This window comes from Frigoribacterium sp. PhB107 (assembly GCF_003751515.1).
GTDB lineage: Bacteria > Actinomycetota > Actinomycetes > Actinomycetales > Microbacteriaceae > Frigoribacterium.
Genome location: NZ_RJKU01000001.1, coordinates 1,128,269 through 1,147,779, shown reverse-complemented (window position 1 = coordinate 1,147,779; position 19,511 = coordinate 1,128,269). Strand labels below are relative to the sequence as shown.

Sequence of the window (19,511 nt, the reverse complement as noted above, 5' to 3'; positions counted from 1 at the left end):
TGTCGGCCGCAGCGGAGGCGAGACGGAGGCGAGAGGGAGCCGCGGTCGGCGGCGGCCGGGCGTCAGACGGCGGCGGCGAGCTCGTCGATGGCCGCGGGGGAGAGGGCGTGGTGGATCGCGAGCATGCTCGCGCCGATCACGGCCGCCTTCTCGCCCGACCGCGACTGGACGATGCTGAGGTGCTCGGTGGCGAGCGGCATCGAGCGGGAGTAGACGACCTCCCGCACCCCGGCGATGAGGTGCTCGCCGGCCTGGGCCATCGAGCCGCCGATCGCGATCGTCGACGGGTTGATCATGTTCACGCAGGCCGTGAGCACCTCGCCGATGTCGCGTCCGGCCTGGCGGACGGCCTGGATGGCGTCGATGTCGCCGGCGCGCACCAGGTCGATCACCTCGGCGCCGCCGGCGACGTCGTGGCCCTCGCGGCGCAGGGCGGCCGCGATCGCCGGGCCGGAGGCGACGGCCTCGAGGCAGCCGACGTTGCCGCAGTGGCAGGCGATGCCGGCGCCGCGCGGCACCTGCACGTGGCCGATGTCGCCCGCGATGCCCTGGGCGCCGCGCTGCAGCCGGCCGCCCGAGATGATGCCGGAGCCGATGCCGGTGGCCACCTTGACGAACAGGAAGTGGTCGACGCCCGGCCAGGCGAAGCTCCGCTCGCCGAGGGCCATGATGTTGACGTCGTTGTCGACGAGGACCGGCACGTCGAGGTGCCCGCGCACCCAGCTGGGCACGTCGAAGCCGTCCCAGCCGGGCATGATCGGCGGGTTCACGGGCCGACCGGTGCTGAACTGCACGGGGCCGGGGAGCCCGATGCCGACCCCGATCAGGTCGCGGCGGGTACGCCCCAGCTCGGCGAGCAGGGCGTCGGCCTCGGCGACCATCGTCGCGAGCACGCGCTCGGGACCGTCGGCGATGTCGAGCAGCGAGCGTCGCCCGATGAGGGTCTCGCCGACGAGGTCGGTGAGCACGAGGTTGAGGTGGCCGGCGCCGAAGTCGGCCCCGAGCACGACCCGGGCCGACGGCACGAGGGCGACGCGGGAGGGCGGGCGACCGCCCGTCGAGACGGCGTCGGCGAAGGGCCCGACGAGCCCGAGCTCGACGAGGGCGTCGAGCCGCAGCCCGACGGTCGACCGGGCGAGGCCGGTCATCGCGGCGAGCTCGGCACGGGTGCGCGGGCGACCGTCGCGGAGCAGCTGGAAGAGCTCGCTGGCACCGGTGCTGCCGAGCGCGGACGACCGCGTCGTGTCGGACATGCTGAGCAGTAAAGCACAGGGCGAGGCGACTGCCGAGACAAGGGCGCCGATCGATGACGACTTTTGCTTGCGCTCCGACAGAAGTGGTCCTATGGTCGGTCTCGATCAGCGGTGATCGACTCCCCACGAGGGGCAGCGGCGCCGTACTCGCCCCACTCGAAGAGGAGTCCCCCTGGTGACATCACCGATCTCGGTCCAGCTCTACACGGTCAGGGACGCCATCGCGGCCGACCTGCCCGGCACCCTCCAGCGCCTCGCCGACATCGGCTACACGCAGGTCGAGCCGTGGGGCTTCGTCGAGCGCGTCGAGGAGTACGCCGAGGCGCTGCCCGCCGCCGGCCTCACCGCGCCGAGCGCCCACTCCAAGCTCGTCGGCCAGGACCTCGAGCCGATCTTCGCCGCGGCCGTCCGGCTCGGCGTCGGCACCGTCATCGACCCGCACATCGACGAGACGCGCTGGGTCACCCGCGAGGACGTCGAGGCGATCGCCGCCGAGTTCGTCGCGATCTCCGACGCCGCAGCGGCCCACGGCCTCTCGGTCGGCTACCACAACCACGAGTTCGAGCTCGAGTCCGTCATCGACGGCACGCCCGCCCTCGAGATCTTCGCCGCGGCCCTGCCGGCCGGCGTCGTGCTCGAGGTGGACACCTACTGGGTCGAGGTCGGCGGCGTCGACGCGGCCGAGCTGCTGGCCCGTCTCGGCGACCAGGTGCAGTTCCTGCACGTCAAGGACGGCCCGAAGAGCAAGGACGACTCCGAGCAGGTCGCCGTCGGCAAGGGCGTCATGCCCGTCCGCGACATCCTCCGGGCCGCCCCGCAGGCCCTCGCCGTCGTCGAGCTCGACGACACCCGCGGCGACGTGTTCACCGCCCTGACCGACAGCTACGAGTTCCTGCAGGGAGTCCGCGCATGACCGACACCGCCACGACCGCCGACACCGTCGCCGCCCGCGACGCCCGCACCGGCCCCGTCGGGGTCGGCGTGATCGGCGCCGGAGTGATCAGCGACCAGTACCTCGGCAACCTGACGAAGTTCCCCGACCTCGAGGTGCTCTTCGTCGCCGACATCGACGAGCCCCGCGCCGCGGCCCAGGCCGAGAAGTGGGGCGTGCCCGGGAGCGGCTCGGTCGACGAGCTGCTCGCCCACGACGGCGTCGAGATCGTCGTCAACCTCACGATCCCCGCCGCCCACGTCGAGGTCGCGCTCAAGGCCGTCGCGGCCGGCAAGCACGTCTGGGGCGAGAAGCCCTACGCCCTCGACCGCGAGAGCGGCGCCCGTCTGCTGCAGGCCGCGAAGGAGGCGGGGGTGCGGGTCGCCGTCGCTCCCGACACGTTCCTCGGGTCGGGCATCCAGACCGGGCTCCGCGTCGTCCGCCGCGGCGACATCGGCACGCCCCTCACCGGCCTGACGCTGTTCCAGGTGCCCGGCCCCGAGTCGTGGCACCCGAGCCCCGAGTTCCTGTTCGCCTACGGTGCGGGCCCCATGTTCGACGTCGGCCCGTACTACCTCACGACCCTCGTGCAGGTCTTCGGCCCGGTCGCGAAGGTCACCGCCACCTCTTCGAAGGCCCGCGAGACGCGCGTCATCGGCTCCGGCCCCAAGGCGGGCACCGAGTTCCCCGTCGAGGTGCCCACGCACATCAGCGCCCTGCTGCAGTTCGAGAACGGCGCGAGCGCGCAGGCCGTCTTCAGCTTCGACTCGAAGCTGGCCCGAGCCGGGTTCGTCGAGATCGCGGGCACCGAGGGCACGGCCGTGTTCCCCGACCCGAACGAGTTCGAGGGCGACACCGTCGTGCACACCGGCGGCGAGGAGCCGACCGTCGTGCCCGCGTCCGGCTCGACGTTCACCCGCGGCACCGGCGTGGCCGAGCTCGCCCAGGCGATCCGCGAGGGCCGTCGCGAGCGCGTCCCCGGCGAGCTGGCGTTCCACGTGCTCGACGTCATGGTCTCGCTGGCCGAGTCGGCCGAGCGCGGCGAGGGCGTCGTCGTCGAGTCGTCGCTCGAGCCCACGCCCGAGCTGCCCGAGGACTGGGACCCGTCGGTCCCGACGCTCGGCTGAGCCGTCGGCGGGCCGGCCTCGACGACGAGGCCGGCCCGCCACCGGGACACCGTCCCCCCTCCACTTCCCCTCCCACAGCACCACAGCACCACAGCGTCGAAGCACCACCGCACCACAGCCACACAGCACTTCCCCCGCTCGATGAAGAGACCTCTCGAAGATGAGAAACCAGGAGAAGACATGAACACGAAGAAGTTCCGCTGGGTCGCCGCCCTCGCCGTCGGCGTCGTCGCGGCAGGCTCGATGACCGCCTGCTCCGCCTCCGGCGGCAGCGGCGACAGCGACACGATCACCTACTGGGCCAGCAACCAGGCCCCGACGGTCGAGCGCGACGCCGAGATCCTGCAGGAGTCGATCGACCGGTACACCGAGGAGACCGGGGTGGAAGTCGACCTCGAGGTCATCCCGTGGTCCGACCTCTACAACCGCATCCTCACCGCCGTCTCGAGCGGCGAGGGCCCCGACGTGCTCAACATCGGCAACACCTGGGCGGTGTCGCTGCAGTCGAGCGGCGCGTTCGTGCCCTGGGAGGGCGAGGCCCTCGACGAGATCGGCGGCCAGGACCGCTTCGTCCAGTCGAGCTTCGCCACCGGCGGCGCCGAGGGCCAGGCCCCGACCTCCGTGCCGATCTACGGCCTGTCGTACTCGCTGTACTACAACACGGCCATGTTCGAGGCGGCCGGCATCACCACGCCGCCCGCCACGTGGGACGAGTTCGTCGAGGACGCCAAGAAGCTGACGATCGACACCGACGGGGACGGCCAGATCGACCAGTGGGGCGTCACGATGGCCGGCTCGAGCATCACGAACAACGCCCATCAGGCGTTCGTCCGCGGCCTGCAGAACGGCGGCTCGCTCTACGACGACGACGGCAACCCCGACTTCGGCAACGACGGCGTCGTGACCGGCGTCAAGGAGTGGGTCGACCTGATGGCCGTCGACAAGGTCGTCTCGCCGTCCGACGCCGAGAGCGTCAACGGCTCCGACATGGCCGCCACCTTCGCCGACGGCCAGGCCGCGATGTTCTTCGACCAGGCCCCCGGCGACAACCTGAAGTCGCGTGACTTCACCGACTACGCCGCGGCCCCCGTGCCGATGGAGACCGCCGACGCCACCGGCCTCGAGGGCACCCAGAGCCACGTCGCCGGCATCAACGTCAGCGTCTTCGAGAACTCGGGCAACAAGGAGGCGGCGATCGACTTCGTCAAGCACCTCACGAGCGACGACGAGCAGAAGTACCTCAACGAGTCGTTCGGCTCGCTGCCCGTGGTCACCACCGCGTACGACGACCCGGCGTTCCAGACGGACGTCATCAAGCTGAAGCAGACGATCCTCGCGGACCACGCCCAGCCCATGCCCCTCTACCCCTCCGAGGGACAGATGGAGACCCTGGTCGGCACCGCGATCAAGGACCTCCTCGCCACCGCGGCCCAGGGCGGCTCCGTCAGCGAGGCCGACGTCAAGTCGGCCCTCGAGGACGCGAACAGCCAGATGACCACGGGTCAGTAGCCCCGTCCCACCGTGCGGGGACCCGTCCGGTCGGCAGCGCCACCGCTGCCGGCCGGGCGGGCCCCCCTGCCCCGCCCGAGAGGACCGTCATGACCGTCAACGTTCTGCCCCCCGCCACCGCCGAGGAAGAGTCGGCCCCCGATCCGCACCAGCTGGCTCCGATCGAGCCCGCGAAGCGCAAGAAGCACCGCTCGCCGCTCGCCTACTTCCTGGTCGCCCCCGCGGCCCTGGCCGAGCTCCTCGTCCACATCGTCCCCATGGTGCTGGGCATCTGGATCGCGTTCATCACGCTGAACCAGCTCAGCATCGCCAACTGGGTCAACGCGCCCTTCGTCGGCCTGCAGAACTTCGTCACGGCCCTCGACCCCAGCTCGCCGATCGCCGGCCAGCTCTACGGGGCCCTCGGCCGCACCCTGCTCTTCACCGTGATCGTCGTCGCGATCGCGTGGAGCATGGGCATGCTCGGCGCCGTGCTGCTGACCAGCTCGTTCAAGGGACGGGGCCTGCTCCGCACCCTGTTCCTCGTGCCCTACGCGCTGCCCTCGTACGTCGGCACCATCGCCTGGGCCTTCATGTTCAACCAGCGCGACGGGGCCATCAACCGGTTCCTGGTCGACGACCTCGGGATCCTGCAGGACCGGCCCTTCTGGCTCCTCGGCGGGAACTCGTTCTGGGCGATCGTCATCGTGACCGCGTGGCAGTTCTGGCCCTTCGCGTTCCTGATGCTGCTCGCGGCGCTGCAGAACATCCCCGGCGACGTCTACGAGGCCGCCAGCCTCGACGGCGCCAGCCTGTGGAAGCAGTTCACGAACATCACGCTGCCGATGGTCAAGCCGGCCAACGCCGTGCTGCTGCTCATCATGAGCCTCTGGATCTTCAACCAGTTCAACGTGCCCTACGTGCTCTTCGGCCCGGCCTCGCCCGAGCAGGCGACGCTCATCTCGCCGCTGATCTACCAGCAGAGCTTCAACAACTGGAACTTCGGCCTCGGTGGTGCCATGAGCGTCATGCTCCTGGTCGTGCTGCTGATCGCGTCGGCGTTCTACATCCGGATGGTCCTCCCGAAGGGGCAGAACGACAATGATTGAGACCCGCGGCTTCAAGATCTTCCGTTTCTTCGGGCTGGCGTTCCTGTCGCTGGTCGTGATCATCCCGCTCTACGTGGTGCTCACGACCTCGATCAAGCCGCTGGCCGACGTCCAGGGCCTCTTCACCTGGATCCCCTCGCGCGTCACCCTCGAGCCGTACGTGCAGATCTGGCAGACGGTGCCCCTGGCGTCGTACTTCAAGAACAGCCTGATCGTGACCATCTCGGCGACGATCCTGTCGGTGGCGATGGCCGTGCTGGCCGCCTACGCGCTGGCTCGCCTGCGCTTCCGCGGCCAGCGCAGCTTCAGCCTCGTGGTGCTGTCGACGCAGATGTTCCCCGGCATCCTGTTCCTCCTGCCCCTGTTCCTGATCTTCGTGCAGATCCAGCGCACGGTCGGCGTGCAGCTGACGGGCAGCTACCTCGGCCTGATCATCACCTACATGACGTTCAGCCTGCCGTTCTCTATCTGGATGCTGACGGGCTACTTCGCCTCCATCCCGAAGGAGCTCGAGGAGGCCTCGATGATCGACGGCACGGGTCGCCTCGGCGCCCTGTTCCGCGTCATCATCCCCGTCGCGAAGCCCGGCATCATCGCCGTCGCGGTCTACGCCTTCATCACGGCCTGGGGCGAGGTGCTCTTCGCCTCGGTGCTCACGAGCAAGGACACCCGCACCCTGTCGATCGGCCTGCGGGCGTACGCCTCGCAGCAGGACGTCTACTGGAACCAGCTGATGGCGGCCTCGGTCGTCGTCTCGCTGCCCGTGCTGATCGGCTTCATGCTCGTGCAGAAGCACCTCATCACCGGTCTGTCCTCCGGTGCCGTCAAGTGACGCCGACCGGCCGGGCCTGACGGGGGCGGAGCGGTGACCGACGTGGGGGAGGCGGCGCCTCCACTCGCGGACGTCGCCCCGACCCGGCGGGCCGCGGCCTCGGTCGCGCCCCTCCGGGTCGGGGTCGTGGGCGGCGGGTTCATGGGGCGGGTGCACACGGCCGCCGCCAGGGCGGCCGGCGCGCAGGTGGTCGCGGTCGCGTCCTCGAGCCCGGCCAGCGCCTCCTTCGCGGCCGCCGCCCTGGGCGTCCCGACCGCCCACGACAGCGTGCAGGACCTCCTCGACGACCCCGGCGTCGACGTCGTCCACCTCTGCACGCCGAACGCCCTGCACGCAGGGCTCGCCCTCGCCGCGCTCTCGGCCGGCAAGCACGTGGTCTGCGAGAAGCCCCTCGCGACCTCGACGGCGGAGGCCGACGAGCTCGTGCGGGCGGCCCGGGCGGCCGGCAGGACCGCCGCGGTCCCGTTCGTCTACCGGTACCACCCGATGGTGCGGGAGGCACGGGCCAGGGTGGCCTCCGGCGTCACGGGACGCGTGCTCAGCGTCCGCGGGAGCTACCTGCAGGACTGGCTGCTCGACCGCGACGACGTCGACTGGCGGGTCGAGTCGGCCTCGGGCGGCCCCTCGCGCGCCTTCGCCGACATCGGCAGCCACCTCGTCGACCTGGTCGAGTTCGTCCTCGGCGACCGCGTCGCAGCCCTCTCGGCCGTCCTCGACCGGGCCCACGCCGAGCGCGGCGGCCGCCCGGTCGACACCGAGGACGAGGCAGCGCTCGTCTTCGAGACGGCCGCCGGGGTCATCGGCACCCTCTTCGTGTCACAGGTGGCGCCGGGGCGGAAGAACCGCCTCCTCGTCGACGTCGCCGGCACGGCGGAGAGCCTGGAGTTCTCGCAGGAGGAGCCCGACCGGCTCTGGATCGGGCGTCGCGCCGCGTCCGAGGTCGTGTCGCGCGACGCGGCCCGGCTCGTGCCGGACGCGGCCCGCCTCTCGACGCTCCCGGCCGGGCACCCGATGGGCTACCACGACGCCTTCGCCGCGTTCGTCCGCGACGTGCACGACGCCGTGCGCGGCGGGCGGCCGGAGGGACTGCCGACCTTCGAGGACGGCCGCCGCGCCGTCGTCGTCACCGAGAGCGTCCTGCTCGCCGCCGCCGAGCGGCGCTGGGTGGACGTCCCCTCGTGAACCATCGCCCCGTGGACCAGGATGGAGCTGCGCCGGGCGCCGACGCACCGACGACGAGAGAGGCCGACATGGGCGAGAGCTCGCACCCCGTCACGCTGTTCACCGGCCAGTGGGCCGACCTGCCGCTCGAGGAGGTGGCGGCCCTCGCCGCGGGCTGGGGCTACGACGGCCTCGAGATCGCCGCGTCGGGCGACCACCTCGACCTCGAGCGCGCCGACGAGGACGACGCCTACCTCCGCGGCCGGCTCGACGTGCTCGAGCGGCACGGCCTCGGCGTCTGGGCCATCTCGAACCACCTCACGGGGCAGGCCGTCTGCGACGACCCGATCGACTTCCGGCACCAGGCGATCGTGCGGCCGAGCACGTGGGGCGACGGCGAGCCCGAGGGCGTCCGCCAGCGCGCGGCCGAGGACATGAAGCGGGCGGCCAGGGTCGCCCGGCGGATGGGTGTCGACACGGTCGTCGGGTTCACCGGCTCGTCGATCTGGCAGTACGTCGCGATGTTCCCGCCCGTGCCCGAGAGCGTCATCGACGCCGGCTACGAGGACTTCGCCGCCCGCTGGAACCCCATCCTCGACGTCTTCGACGGCGAGGGCGTGCGGTTCGCCCACGAGGTGCACCCGTCCGAGATCGCCTACGACCACTGGACGAGCGTCCGCGCCCTCGACGCGATCGAGCACCGCGATGCCTTCGGCTTCAACTGGGACCCGTCGCACATGCTCTGGCAGGGCGTCGACACGATCGGGTTCATCGTCGACTTCGCCGACCGGATCTACCACGTCGACTGCAAGGACACGCGCGTCCGGCCGAGCAGCGGCCGCGCCGGGGTGCTCGGCTCGCACCTGCCCTGGGGCGACCCTCGTCGCGGCTGGGACTTCGTCTCGACCGGGCACGGCGACGTCGACTGGGAGTCGGCCTTCCGCACCCTCGACGCCGTCGGCTACGCCGGGCCGATCTCGATCGAGTGGGAGGACGCCGGCATGGACCGGCTGCACGGGGCGCCCGAGGCGCTGGCCCACGTGCGCTCGCTGCTCTGGCCGCGGCCCACCGCCTCCTTCGACGCGGCCTTCTCGAACCAGTAGCCGCTCCGCCCACGAACAGGGAGAACCCCGTGCCCCGCACCCTCCAGCCCGGACAGTCGAGCCGCGTGCTCGTCGTCGACCCCGCGACCGGCGAGGTCGAGGTCGCCCTCGAGAGCTCGAGCGTCCTCGTCGAGGCGCCCAACTGGAGCCCCGACGGCCGCTGGCTCGTCGTCAACGCCGACGGGCTGCTCTGGCGGCTGCCCGCTGAGGCGCGCGGCGCCGACGAGACGGCCCTGGTGCCCGTGCCCATGGGCGACGTGCCCGAGATCAACAACGACCACGTGATCGCGCCCGACCAGGGCAGCGTGTTCGTCAGCTCGCGCGACGGCCACCTGTACGAGGTCCCGTGGGACGGCGTCGCGCCCGGCGGCGAGGCACGCCGCGTCACGCGCGAGCACCCTGCCGGCCGCAACCACAAGAACTACCTGCACGGCGTCTCGCCGGACGGCGCGACGCTCAGCGTGATCGTCGGCGCCCTGCCCGAGGCCGCGGCCGACCCGGACGACGAGGAGGCGCGGGCCGGGTGGCAGACCAACGTCGTGCTGGTCTCGGTGGCCGACGGCGCCCCGACCTCCGTCACCGCGGACGGCCACCCCGACGACGGTGCGGAGTTCTCGCCGGACGGTCGGCACGTCTGGTTCAACTCGGAGCGGGCGTCGGGCGGCGTGGCGGGCCACGCGCAGCTGTTCCGCGCCCGGCCCGACGGCGGCGAGCTCGTGCAGGTCACCGACGACGAGCTCGTGAACTGGTTCCCGCACGTCTCGCCCGACGGGTCGACCCTGCTCTGGCTCGGCTACCCGACGGGCACCCTCGGCCACCCCGAGGACCGCGACGTCGTGCTCCGCACCCTGCCGCTCGGCACGGACGGGCTGCCGACGCCGGGGGAGCAGCCGCACGACGTGCTGCGGCTGCTCGGAGGCCAGGGCACGGTCAACGTGCCGTGCTGGGCACCCGACTCGGCTCGCTTCGCCTGCGTGGACTACCCGCGCGGCTGAGCACCCACGACGTCAGACGCTGAGGGCGGGACCCGGCGCCGAGCCGGGGCCCGCCCTCGGGCTCGGACGTCAGGCCGTCGGCAGCAGCTCGGCGACCTTGCCGCCGGCGATGCGCAGGCGCCGCTCGGCCCGCCGGGCCACGGCCGAGTCGTGCGTCACGATGACGAGGGTCAGCCCGCGGTCGCGCCAGACGCCCTCGAGCAGGTCCATGATCTCGTCCCGGGTGACCTCGTCGAGCGACCCCGTCGGCTCGTCCGCCAGCAGCACGGTCGGCTCCTTGACCAGGGCGCGCGCGATGGCGACCCTCTGCTGCTGGCCGCCGCTGAGCTCGCCCGGCAGGTGGTCGGCCCGCTCCGCGAGCCCGACCGAGGCCAGCGCCTCCTTCGCCCTCGTCCGTCGCTCGGGGCGAGGCACCGAGTCGTCCGCGAACGCCGTCTCGACGTTCTCCGCGGCCGTCAGCGTCGGGATCAGGTTGAAGCCCTGGAACACGAAGCCGACGTCGCGGGCCCGCACCGCCGCCAGCGAGCGGTCGCCCGCCGCCGAGAGGTCGGAGTCGCCGAGCCTCACCGTGCCGCTCGTCGGCCGGTCGAGCGCGCCGAGCATCTGCAGCAGGGTCGACTTGCCGCCTCCGGTCGGGCCCTGGATCGCGACCATCTGGCCCGCGGGGATCTCGAGGTCGACCCCGTCGAGGGCCGTGACGCTCTTCTTCCCCTGCGAGTAGGTCTTGGTGACGGCGGTGAGCGTGTACATGGGCGTGGTGCCTCCGGAGGCGGTGGTCGGGTCGGTGAGTCCGGCGGGTGCCGGCAGGGCGGTGGCGCGGACGTCGGTGCCGGTCGGCTCCGGGGCCGCCCCGGTCACGCGACGCTCCTCAGCGCCTCGGCCGGGCGCAGCCGCGACGCGCGCCACCCGCCCACGGCGCCGGCGAGCAGCCCGCCGACGACGGCCAGGCCGACCGCGAGCAGCACGACCGAGATCGTGACCGGGGCGTGCAGGACGACGTCCGTCGTCGCCGTGGCCAGCTGCTGGCCGAAGCCGCCGCCGCCTGCTGCGGCCGCGCCTCCTGCGTCGGCTGCCGCTCCGGGCCCGCCGGCAGCCCCGCCGGGACCTGCCGCGGTGGTCGTGGCCGCAGCCGACAGGGTCGGGGCGACGAGGTTCACCACGAGCAGCCCGACGAGACCCGCCGCGACGCCGACGACGCCGCCGACGAGGCCCTGCACGAGCGACTCGCCCGCGACCTGGCGGGTGATGCGCGCGTTGCTCCAGCCGATCGCCTTGAGGGTGCCGAACTCGCGGGTGCGCCGGCTGACGCCCGCGACGGTGAAGAGGATCGCGATGAGGAACGCCGCGGCCAGCACGATGACCGAGAGCCAGGTGCCGAGCTTGCCGATCAGGTCGGAGGCGGTCGTCAGCGAGCCGGAGACGCTCGACGCGAGGTCCGACTGCGTGCTCACGGTCGCGTCGGGCAGGGCGGCCTGCAGGTCGGTCTTCAGCGCGTCGACGCCGCTGGCGCTCGCCGCGGTCACGTACACGTCGCTGATCTGGTCGGTCAGCCCGCTGAGCGCCTGCGCGGTGTCGAGGGGGACGTAGGCGTCGGAGGCGGTGGCCGCGTCGGACGACGTGGACGCGACGATCCCGACCACGGTGAAGTCGGTGCCGCCGATCGCCAGGGTGTCGCCGACCGCGAGCTCCGCGCTCGTGGCGTACGTCTGGTCGAGCACGACGACGTCGGCGCCCGCGTCGTCGGCGGCGAGGGTCCGGCCGTCGACCAGCGACGCGCTGGTCAGGGGGCCGACCGCGGCCGCGCTCGGGTCGAGGCCCGTGACCGAGAACTGGTCGACGTCGAAGGCGCTGCCGCCGGCGCCGTCCGCCCCGCCCGTGGGAGGTGCGGGCTGGCTGCCCGAGTCGGTCCCGTCCGTGCCGTCGGTGCCGGTGCCGGTGCCGGTGCCGGTACCGTCTCCGGTCGTGCCGTCGGTGCCGGCGCCTCCTGCGCCCTGGGAGAAGTCGGGCAGCGTGCCCGAGAAGCTGGAGTTCTCGAGGCTCAACGTGGCCGTCGCGGCGGACACGCCGTCGACGCCCTCGACGGTCGCCAGGGCCGACGAGGCGAAGGTCGCCGTGCCGCGGGCGGCCGAGAGGGTGCTCTGCGCGACCTCGGTGCTGCCGTCGTCGGTGGTCGTGCCGTCGCCCGAGCCGAATGCGAACTGCTGGCCGGGACCGCCGCCGTCGGCGCCCGGCTCGGCGGTCTGCGTGATCGTGACGTCGGTGCCGACGCCGTAGACGGCCTCGAGCACGGACGACTGGGCGTTCTTCACGCCGGCCGCCACGCCGCTGACGACGATGACGAGCGCGATGGCGAGCGCCATGCCGGCCGCGATGATCACGGTCTGCTTGCGTCTGTTGCTCAGCTCTCTGAGCAGGTAGGTCAGGAACATCGGGGTCTCCTCGGTGCAGGGGGGGATCCGCGGGGGATCAGGTCGGAGGCGACGCTAGGGAGGCGGTCTCGCAGCACCCGATGGGCCGTCCATGAGCTTCCTATGAGGGACGCGCAGGCAACGCATCGGAGCAGCACAGTCCGTTCATAGGAACCGGCTCGAAGCTGAGTGCGTGACCACGACGACCCCCACCCCCGCGCAGGCCCCCCGACTCACCCGGGCCGACGGCTCGCCCCTCCGAGTCCTCGTCGTCGACGACGAGAACAGCCTCACCGACCTCCTCTCGATGGCCCTCCGCTACGAGGGGTGGGACGTCAAGGCCGCCGCCGACGGGCAGGGCGCCCTCGCGCTGGCCCGCGAGTTCCAGCCCGACGCGATCGTGCTCGACTGGATGCTGCCCGACATCGACGGCATCCAGGTGCTCGGCCGCCTGCGTGCCGGGGGCGACGACACCCCGATCCTGTTCCTCACCGCGAAGGACTCCGTCGAGGACCGCGTCTCCGGGCTGACGGCGGGCGGCGACGACTACGTCACCAAGCCGTTCTCCCTCGAGGAGGTGGTGGCCAGGCTCCGCGGCCTCATCCGTCGGTCCGCGTCGGCCGTGAGCGAGGCCGGCGACAGCCGCATCGTCGTCGGCGACCTGGTGCTCGACGAGGAGAGCTACGAGGTGCACCGCGGCGACCGCGAGGTCGAGCTGACCGCCACCGAGTTCGAGCTGCTGCGCTTCCTGATGCGGAACCCGCGCAGGGTGCTCAGCAAGGCGCAGATCCTCGACCGCGTCTGGAGCTACGACTTCGGCGGCAAGTCGAGCGTCGTCGAGATCTACATCTCGTACCTCCGCAAGAAGATCGACGCGGGCGAAGAGGCGATGATCCACACCGTGCGCGGCGTGGGCTACGTCATCAAGCCCACGTCGTGAGCGCGGCCGCACCCGGAGGGTCCCGTCTCGGCGGGCTCCTCGGGCGCGTGCCCCGCGCCTCCGCCCCCCTCACGCTCCGCAACCGCCTGATCCTCAGCATCGTCGCGATCGTGGTGCTCCTGACCGTGGTCATCGGCAGCGTGAGCGTGGTCGCGCTCCGCGGCTCGCTGATGCGCCAGCTCGACGACGACCTCACGAGCGCCACCGGCCGTGCCGTGGCCGCCGCCTCCGTCGGGGGATCGTCCGGCCGCCCGAGCCTGAGCCCGGACAGCGACGCGCTCGGGGCACCGCGCCAGGCGCCGGGCACCTTCACCGCCGTGCTCGTCGGCGACGTCGTGCAGCAGGCCTTCACCGTCACCGAGGCGGGCGAGCTCGAGGATCCCCTCACCGACGAGATCACCTCTGCGCTCGCGACCGTGCCCGACGCGGGCGGCCCGGTCACCGTGTCGCTCGGCTCGGACCTCGGCGGCTACCGGGTCGAGGCGGTCCCCGTGACCCTCACGTCGCGGGGCGGCGGCACCGTGTCGTCGGGCTACCTCGTCGTGGGCCTGCCCACCGACAGCGTGACCCAGACCGTCGCCGGGATGATCGCCTCCATCGCCTTCGTCACCCTGCTCGGCCTCGTCGTCGCGATCCTCATCGCGTACGCCGTCGTGCGGCGGGCGCTCCGCCCCCTCGAGCGGCTCTCGGACACCGCGCTGCGCGTGGCCGAGCTGCCCCTCGACCGCGGCGAGGTGGCCCTCGCCGAGCGGGTGGACGAACAGGACACCGACACGCGCACCGAGGTCGGCCGGGTGGGAGCCTCGCTCAACCACATGCTCGGCCACGTCGCGGCGGCGCTGGAGGCGCGGCAGCAGAGCGAGAACAAGGTGCGGCAGTTCGTCGCCGACGCCTCGCACGAGCTGCGCACCCCCCTGGCGTCGGTGCGCGGTTACGCCGAGCTGACCCGGCGGATGGGCGCGGGCCTGCCCGACGACGTCGTGTACGCGATGGGCCGCATCGAGTCGGAGTCGCTGCGCATGACCTCGCTCGTCGAGGACCTGCTGCTCCTCGCCCGCCTCGACGAGGGCCGCGACATCGTCGTGGCCGACGTCGACCTCACCCGCGTGGTGCTCGACGCCGTCAACGACGCAGGGGTGGCCGACCCGGCCCACGACGTCGACGTCGTGCTGCCCGACGAGCCGGTCGTCGTGCCCGGGGACGCGATGCGCCTGCACCAGATCGTCGCGAACCTGCTCACCAACTCGCGGACCCACACGCCGGAGGGCACGCCCGTGCACGTCGCCCTGGGCGTCGACGAGTCGGCGCGCCGTGCCGTCGTCACGGTGTCCGACGAGGGCCCGGGCATCGACCCTGCGGTGCTGCCCGTGCTGTTCGAGCGCTTCGCCCGGGCCGACAGCTCGCGCTCGCGCAAGGCCGGCTCGACCGGCCTCGGGCTCGCCATCGTCGAGGCCGTCGCGCACGCCCACGGCGGCGACGTCTCGGTCGCCAGCAGTGCCGACGGCGCCGTCCTCACGGTGCGGCTGCCGCTCGCCGCGCCGCCCGCCTCGGCCGTCTGACGCTCGCCGTCTCGGGTCGGGACCGGCCGCGGCCACGACCCGACCGCAGGAGGCGCGACTTGCGTGGACGCGCCTCCTGCGTCTACTGTGTACCCAGCCCAAGACCGCCGGTTGTCCCTGTCTGCTCGCAGACGGAGACCGAAGGTTCTCGAGAGAGAGCGACCAGCGCAGGTGTGTGAAGTCGTTCCTCGCTTCTGCGAGATCCAGCTCCGTGCGCCAGCGCCGGAGCTTTTTCCATGCCCCGTCCTCGGACGAGACGTGAGCGAGTGCCCGGGGGCTGCCGGCACACCCACGTTTTAGGAGAGCCATGGCGAACAAGGAAGCATCGGTCGCCGAGCTCACGGAGAACTTCCGTAGCTCGACCGCCGTTCTGCTCACCGAGTACCGCGGTCTCACTGTGGCAGAGCTCAAGGAGCTCCGCACCGCCATCAGTGCAGACGCGACGTACGCCGTGGTGAAGAACACGCTCAGCAAGATCGCGGCGAACAACGCCGGCATCAGCTCGTTCGACGACGAGCTCGTCGGCCCGTCTGCGATCGCCTTCGTGCACGGAGACCCTGTCGCCGTCGCCAAGAGCATGCGTGACTTCGCCAAGGCACACCCCGCGCTGATCGTGAAGGGCGGTTACTTCGACGGTAACGCCCTGACCGCAGCCGAGGTCACCAAGCTCGCCGACCTCGAGTCGCGGGAGGTGCTGCTGGGCAAGCTGGCCGGCGCCTTCAAGGCCTCGCTGTTCGGCGCTGCTTACCTGTTCAACGCTCCGCTGTCGCAGGCCGTCCGCACGGTCGAGGCGCTGCGCGCGAAGCAGGAAGCCGACAGCTAACAGCTGTCGCAGCAACCACCACCACTTACAGAACACAACAAGGAGAACACCATGGCGAAGCTCACGCAGGACGAACTGATCGAGGCCTTCAAGGAGCTCACGCTCATCGAGCTCAGCGACTTCGTGAAGAAGTTCGAAGAGGTCTTCGAGGTCACCGCTGCTGCCCCCGTGGCCGCTGCCGGTGCCGCCGGCCCCGCCGCCCCCGCCGAGGAGGTCGAGGAGAAGGACAGCTTCGACGTCGTCCTCGAGGCTGCCGGCGACAAGAAGATCCAGGTCATCAAGGAGGTCCGCGCGCTCACGAGCCTCGGCCTCGGCGAGGCGAAGGCCGTCGTCGACGGTGCCCCCAACACCGTCATCGAGGGTGCGAACAAGGAGACGGCCGAGAAGGCCAAGGCTCAGCTCGAGGCTGCCGGCGCCACCGTCACCCTCAAGTAGTCAGGGGGGCCGCACGGCCCCTCGCGACCTCGGTCGCACAGCACTGCCTGCTCTCACGAGCACAGGAGGCGCCGCTCCCCACGGGGAGCGGCGCCTTCGTCGTTCCCGGGTGCGGTCCACGGCAGCGGGTTCGGCGGGTCCCCGTCACCCACGGCGGGTCAGCGCGGACCCGCAGTGGGCGACGCGGACCCGCCGGATGCCGCTCCGACCCGCCGCGCGCAGCCTCAGCCGCGGGCGACGACCGAGTGGCGGCGGCCGTAGAGCGCGTACACCGCGACCCCGACGCCCATCCACACGGCGAACGCGGCCCAGGTGATGCCGCCGAGCGTCACCATGAGCAGCACGCACGTCGCGAAGCCGAGCAGCGGGACGACCGGGTACAGCGGCACGCGGAACGTGCGCTCGAGCTCGGGCCGGTTGCGGCGCAGCCAGATGACCGACAGGTTGACGAGCGCGAACGCGAAGAGCGTGCCGATGCTCGTCGCGTCGGCGAGGGCCCCGAGGGGGATGAACGCCGCGGTGACCGCGACCGCGCCGCCGACGATCAGGGTGCCGGCGACGGGCGTGCGCGTCCGCGGCGAGATCCGGCCGAGGACGGACGGCACGAGCCCGTCCCGGGCCATCGACAGGAAGATGCGCGTCTGCCCGTAGAGCACGGTCAGGACGACGGAGGCGATGGCCGCGACCGCGGTCACCGCGAAGAGGAAGGCCACCCAGGGCTGGCCCGTGATGTCGGCGACGATCGTCACGAGGGTCGCCTCGCCGTCGGTGAAGTCCTGCCAGGGGCGGGCGCCGACCGCGGCCACGGCGACGAGGATGTACAGCACCGTGATGACGACGATGGAGGCGACGATCGCCCGCGGCAGGTCCCGCTTCGCGTCCCGCGCCTCCTCGCCGGCCGTGGACGCCGCGTCGAAGCCGATGTACGAGAAGAACAGGCGGGAGGCGGCGGCCGAGACCCCGGCCGCCCCCATCGGCGCGAGGGGCTCGAAGTTGCCTGCGCTGAAGGCCGTGAACGCGACGGCGACGAAGAAGACGAGCAGGCCGACCTTGGCCACGACCAGGACGGTGTTGACCCAGGCGCTCTCGCGGGCCCCGGGCACGAGCACGAGGGTGGCCAGCAGGACGAGCGCGGCGGCGGGGAGGTTCAGCAGGCCTCCCTCGGCGGGCGGGCCCGCGACGACGTCGGGCAGCGAGAGGCCGAAGACGCGCAGGGCCTCGTCGACGTACTGGCCGGCGCCCACCGCGACGGCCGCGACCGACACGGCGTACTCGAGCACGAGGCACCAGCCGCAGACCCAGGCGACGCCCTCGCCGAGGGTCGCGTAGGCGTAGCTGTAGCTCGAGCCGGAGACGGGCACGCTGCCCGCCATCTCGGCGTACGACAGTGCCGAGAGCAGGGCGGCGACGCCGGCGAGGACGAACGCGAGGAACACCGCGGGCCCGGCGAGGGGCACGGCGGTGCCCAGCACCACCAGGATGCCCGTGCCGAGCGTGGCCCCGATGCTGATGGCGGTCAGGTGCCAGACGCCGAGGGTGCGCCGGAGGCCTCGGGCGTCGGACGCCTCGGCCTCGCGCGCGAACGCCTCGAGGGGCTTGCGACGCAGCAGCTGCTCGCCGAGCCGCGGGCGAGCAGGAGCAAGGGCAGGGGCAGAGGCAGAGGCAGAGGAGGCGGGGGTCAGGTCGTCGGGCACCGCGAGAGGCTACCGCCTCGGGTCAGTCCTCGTCGACGTGCAGCCCCAGCTGTCGCACCCGGGCGATGGCCTCGCGGCGCGACGTCGCCTGCAGCTTGCGGTAGATGCTCCGGACGTGGCTCTTGACCGTGTTCACCGAGATGAACAGCTGGCTGCCGATCTGGCCGAGGGTCTGGCCGGTGGCCAGGTGGCGCACGATGACGAGCTCGCGGTCGCTCAGCGGCTCGGCGAGGGGCGCCACGTCGGGGCCCTCGGCCGAGTGCAGGCGGGCGAGCACCCCGAGGGTGGCCTGCGGCTGGTCGCGCTGCACGGCGCGGGCGACGAGGTGGTCGAGGAGGGGCTCCGGCAGGGTGCCGAAGATCCAGCCTGCGCCCGAGTGGCCGGCCTCGAGCAGGGCACGGTCGAAGGCGATGTCGGCCTGGGCGGTGTCGCCCTGGGCCAGGTGGGCGGCCGCGGCGACGGCGTGCACGTGCCCGATGGTCCGCTCCGAGTGCAGGTCGCCGAGCACGAGGCACGCCTCGAGGTCGTCGAGCGCCGCCTGCGGCTCGCCGGTCGAGAGGTGGATCAGGGCGAGCACGCGCGCGGGGCACTCGATGTGGCGGTCGCCGGGCGAGAGGGGCTGGGCCAGGCGTCGCGCCTCCTGCGCCTGTCCGAGCTGGAGCATCGTCTCGGCGCGGAGGGCCGTGGCCGACCGGCCGAGCACGACGGCGCCCGTGAACCCCTGCACGAGGCGCGAGATGCGGCCGAGGTGGTCGAGCACCTCGATCGACCGGCCCTGGGCGAGCAGCACGCTGGCCTCGGCGAACCAGCCGAGCGCCTCCCAGTCGCTGCCGCGCGCCGCCAGGTGCACGCGCGCGACGAGGTCGTCGTGTCCGCCGGGGGACTCGTCGCGCTCGAGGGCGAGGTGCAGCCGCGCGATCTGGGCGAGGGCGCCGAACGAGCTGGCGAGCAGGTCGGTGCCGTCGGCGAGCTCGGCGGCGTTCTCGAGGTGCTCGTCGGCGAGCGCGAACTCGCCGAGCAGCACGGCGACGTAGGCGAGGGCGGACAGGCACTCGACGCGCTCGGCGATGCTGAGGTGCTCCTCGCCGAGGCCCGAGGCGAGCCCCAGCGCGAACTGGGCCTGGTCGTACTCGCCGTAGTGCAGCCGGATGAGGCCGAGCTGCAGCGAGAAGGAGGCGCTGAGGCTGATGCGCGCCGTGATCGACTCGGAGAGGTCGCTCTCGATCATCGTGCGCGCGACCTCGAGGTGCTCGTGGGCGACGACGAGGTTGCCGAGGGTCCGCAGTGCAGCGCCGAGGTGCACGTGGTAACCGGCCCGCACCTCGAGGGGCAGCCCGGGGTCGGCGTCGATGGCCTTGGCCACGCCGCGGAACCACGGGAGCGCCGCGCTTCGCGAGCGGGAGCCGACCGAGCGGTAGCTGGCGGCGAGGGCGAGCAGGATGAGCGGCCTGCCGCTCCACTCGGCCTCGGGAGCCGACCGGACGGCCTCGCGCAGGCGGGCTCCCTGCAGGGGGGCTATCTGCGTCCAGGCCTGCTCGATGGCGTCGAGTGAGGCCCGCGCGTCGGCGGGCTGGAGCTCGACCCCGGTCGGGTCGGGTGATGCATCGTCAAGGGTGCGCACGGGTCCTACCTCTGCCGCATCGGGTAGTTCCC

General features: G+C 72.5%; 17 protein-coding genes. 12 read left to right on the top strand and 5 right to left on the bottom strand.

Annotation, left to right across the window (positions count from 1 at the left end; translation table 11 throughout):
- Positions 1–62: 62 nt before the first annotated feature.
- Positions 63–1,253 (bottom strand): ROK family transcriptional regulator, encoded by a 1,191-nt coding sequence (locus EDF18_RS05240; RefSeq protein WP_123546695.1) that lies wholly within the window; start codon positions 1,251–1,253, stop codon positions 63–65.
- Positions 1,254–1,428: 175 nt separating this feature from the next.
- Here EDF18_RS05240 and EDF18_RS05235 point away from each other — a divergent pair, with 175 nt between their 5' ends.
- The 8 genes from EDF18_RS05235 (at position 1,429) to EDF18_RS05200 (ending at position 9,999) form a co-directional block, all read left to right on the top strand.
- Entirely contained in the window at positions 1,429–2,166 is a 738-nt protein-coding gene (locus EDF18_RS05235) for a sugar phosphate isomerase/epimerase (RefSeq protein ID WP_123546694.1), read from the top strand.
- Positions 2,163–3,311 carry a Gfo/Idh/MocA family protein gene (locus tag EDF18_RS05230; protein ID WP_123546693.1) on the top strand — a complete coding sequence of 383 codons (1,149 nt, stop codon included), beginning with the start codon at positions 2,163–2,165 and terminating at the stop codon, positions 3,309–3,311. Before EDF18_RS05235 ends, EDF18_RS05230 begins: the two co-directional genes overlap by 4 nt.
- Before the next feature lie 180 nt (positions 3,312–3,491).
- On the top strand, positions 3,492–4,820 hold the full coding sequence (locus EDF18_RS05225; RefSeq protein WP_123546692.1) for a sugar ABC transporter substrate-binding protein: 1,329 nt from the start codon (positions 3,492–3,494) through the stop codon (positions 4,818–4,820).
- An 89-nt stretch (positions 4,821–4,909) separates the two neighbouring features.
- Positions 4,910–5,908: a carbohydrate ABC transporter permease gene (locus tag EDF18_RS05220; RefSeq protein ID WP_123546691.1), complete on the top strand. Its 999-nt coding sequence runs from the start codon at positions 4,910–4,912 to the stop codon at positions 5,906–5,908.
- Positions 5,901–6,740 carry a carbohydrate ABC transporter permease gene (locus tag EDF18_RS05215; RefSeq protein ID WP_123546690.1) on the top strand — a complete coding sequence of 280 codons (840 nt, stop codon included), beginning with the start codon at positions 5,901–5,903 and terminating at the stop codon, positions 6,738–6,740. The genes EDF18_RS05220 and EDF18_RS05215 overlap by 8 nt, the downstream gene beginning before the upstream one ends.
- Before the next feature lie 33 nt (positions 6,741–6,773).
- A complete protein-coding gene (locus EDF18_RS05210) occupies positions 6,774–7,922 on the top strand; it encodes a Gfo/Idh/MocA family protein (protein ID WP_369878140.1) in 1,149 nt (382 codons plus the stop codon).
- A gap of 68 nt (positions 7,923–7,990) precedes the next feature.
- A complete protein-coding gene (locus EDF18_RS05205; protein WP_123546689.1) occupies positions 7,991–9,004 on the top strand; it encodes a sugar phosphate isomerase/epimerase in 1,014 nt (337 codons plus the stop codon).
- Positions 9,005–9,033: 29 nt separating this feature from the next.
- Positions 9,034–9,999, top strand: coding sequence for a PD40 domain-containing protein (locus EDF18_RS05200; protein WP_123546688.1), 966 nt, complete (start codon positions 9,034–9,036; stop codon positions 9,997–9,999).
- Between the two features lie 69 nt (positions 10,000–10,068).
- Here the strand turns inward: EDF18_RS05200 and EDF18_RS05195 are convergent, their stop codons facing one another.
- Both EDF18_RS05195 and EDF18_RS05190 read right to left on the bottom strand, forming a co-directional pair.
- Positions 10,069–10,749, bottom strand: a complete 681-nt coding sequence (locus EDF18_RS05195) for an ABC transporter ATP-binding protein (RefSeq protein WP_123547302.1) — start codon at positions 10,747–10,749, stop codon at positions 10,069–10,071.
- A 104-nt stretch (positions 10,750–10,853) separates the two neighbouring features.
- Positions 10,854–12,428: an ABC transporter permease gene (locus tag EDF18_RS05190; protein ID WP_123546687.1), complete on the bottom strand. Its 1,575-nt coding sequence runs from the start codon at positions 12,426–12,428 to the stop codon at positions 10,854–10,856.
- A gap of 172 nt (positions 12,429–12,600) precedes the next feature.
- On the opposite strand from EDF18_RS05190, the gene EDF18_RS05185 reads away from it, so the two are divergent.
- The 4 genes from EDF18_RS05185 (at position 12,601) to rplL (ending at position 16,164) form a co-directional block, all read left to right on the top strand.
- A complete protein-coding gene (locus EDF18_RS05185; protein WP_123546686.1) occupies positions 12,601–13,347 on the top strand; it encodes a response regulator transcription factor in 747 nt (248 codons plus the stop codon).
- A 47-nt stretch (positions 13,348–13,394) separates the two neighbouring features.
- Positions 13,395–14,906: a HAMP domain-containing sensor histidine kinase gene (locus EDF18_RS05180; protein WP_123547301.1), complete on the top strand. Its 1,512-nt coding sequence runs from the start codon at positions 13,395–13,397 to the stop codon at positions 14,904–14,906.
- 307 nt (positions 14,907–15,213) lie between these two features.
- A complete protein-coding gene (gene rplJ / locus EDF18_RS05175) occupies positions 15,214–15,729 on the top strand; it encodes a 50S ribosomal protein L10 (protein ID WP_123546685.1) in 516 nt (171 codons plus the stop codon).
- A 51-nt stretch (positions 15,730–15,780) separates the two neighbouring features.
- Positions 15,781–16,164 carry a 50S ribosomal protein L7/L12 gene (rplL, locus tag EDF18_RS05170; RefSeq protein ID WP_123546684.1) on the top strand — a complete coding sequence of 128 codons (384 nt, stop codon included), beginning with the start codon at positions 15,781–15,783 and terminating at the stop codon, positions 16,162–16,164.
- A 224-nt stretch (positions 16,165–16,388) separates the two neighbouring features.
- Here rplL and EDF18_RS05165 read toward each other — a convergent pair whose 3' ends face one another.
- Positions 16,389–17,858, bottom strand: a complete 1,470-nt coding sequence (locus EDF18_RS05165) for an APC family permease (protein WP_233568978.1) — start codon at positions 17,856–17,858, stop codon at positions 16,389–16,391.
- Between the two features lie 22 nt (positions 17,859–17,880).
- On the bottom strand, positions 17,881–19,479 hold the full coding sequence (locus EDF18_RS05160) for a LuxR C-terminal-related transcriptional regulator (RefSeq protein ID WP_123546683.1): 1,599 nt from the start codon (positions 19,477–19,479) through the stop codon (positions 17,881–17,883).
- Between the last annotated feature and the right edge of the window lie 32 nt (positions 19,480–19,511).

Bases quoted from the DNA above. Each gene is read 5' to 3' on its own strand.
- EDF18_RS05195 (WP_123547302.1), bottom strand. From the start codon at position 10,749: ATGTACACGCTCACCGCCGTCACCAAGACCTACTCGCAGGGGAAGAAG.
- EDF18_RS05215 (WP_123546690.1), top strand. From the start codon at position 5,901: ATGATTGAGACCCGCGGCTTCAAGATCTTCCGTTTCTTCGGGCTGGCG.
- EDF18_RS05190 (WP_123546687.1), bottom strand. From the start codon at position 12,428: ATGTTCCTGACCTACCTGCTCAGAGAGCTGAGCAACAGACGCAAGCAG.
- EDF18_RS05205 (WP_123546689.1), top strand. From the start codon at position 7,991: ATGGGCGAGAGCTCGCACCCCGTCACGCTGTTCACCGGCCAGTGGGCC.
- EDF18_RS05240 (WP_123546695.1), bottom strand. From the start codon at position 1,253: ATGTCCGACACGACGCGGTCGTCCGCGCTCGGCAGCACCGGTGCCAGC.
- EDF18_RS05225 (WP_123546692.1), top strand. From the start codon at position 3,492: ATGAACACGAAGAAGTTCCGCTGGGTCGCCGCCCTCGCCGTCGGCGTC.
- EDF18_RS05220 (WP_123546691.1), top strand. From the start codon at position 4,910: ATGACCGTCAACGTTCTGCCCCCCGCCACCGCCGAGGAAGAGTCGGCC.
- rplJ (WP_123546685.1), top strand. From the start codon at position 15,214: ATGGCGAACAAGGAAGCATCGGTCGCCGAGCTCACGGAGAACTTCCGT.
- EDF18_RS05230 (WP_123546693.1), top strand. From the start codon at position 2,163: ATGACCGACACCGCCACGACCGCCGACACCGTCGCCGCCCGCGACGCC.
- rplL (WP_123546684.1), top strand. From the start codon at position 15,781: ATGGCGAAGCTCACGCAGGACGAACTGATCGAGGCCTTCAAGGAGCTC.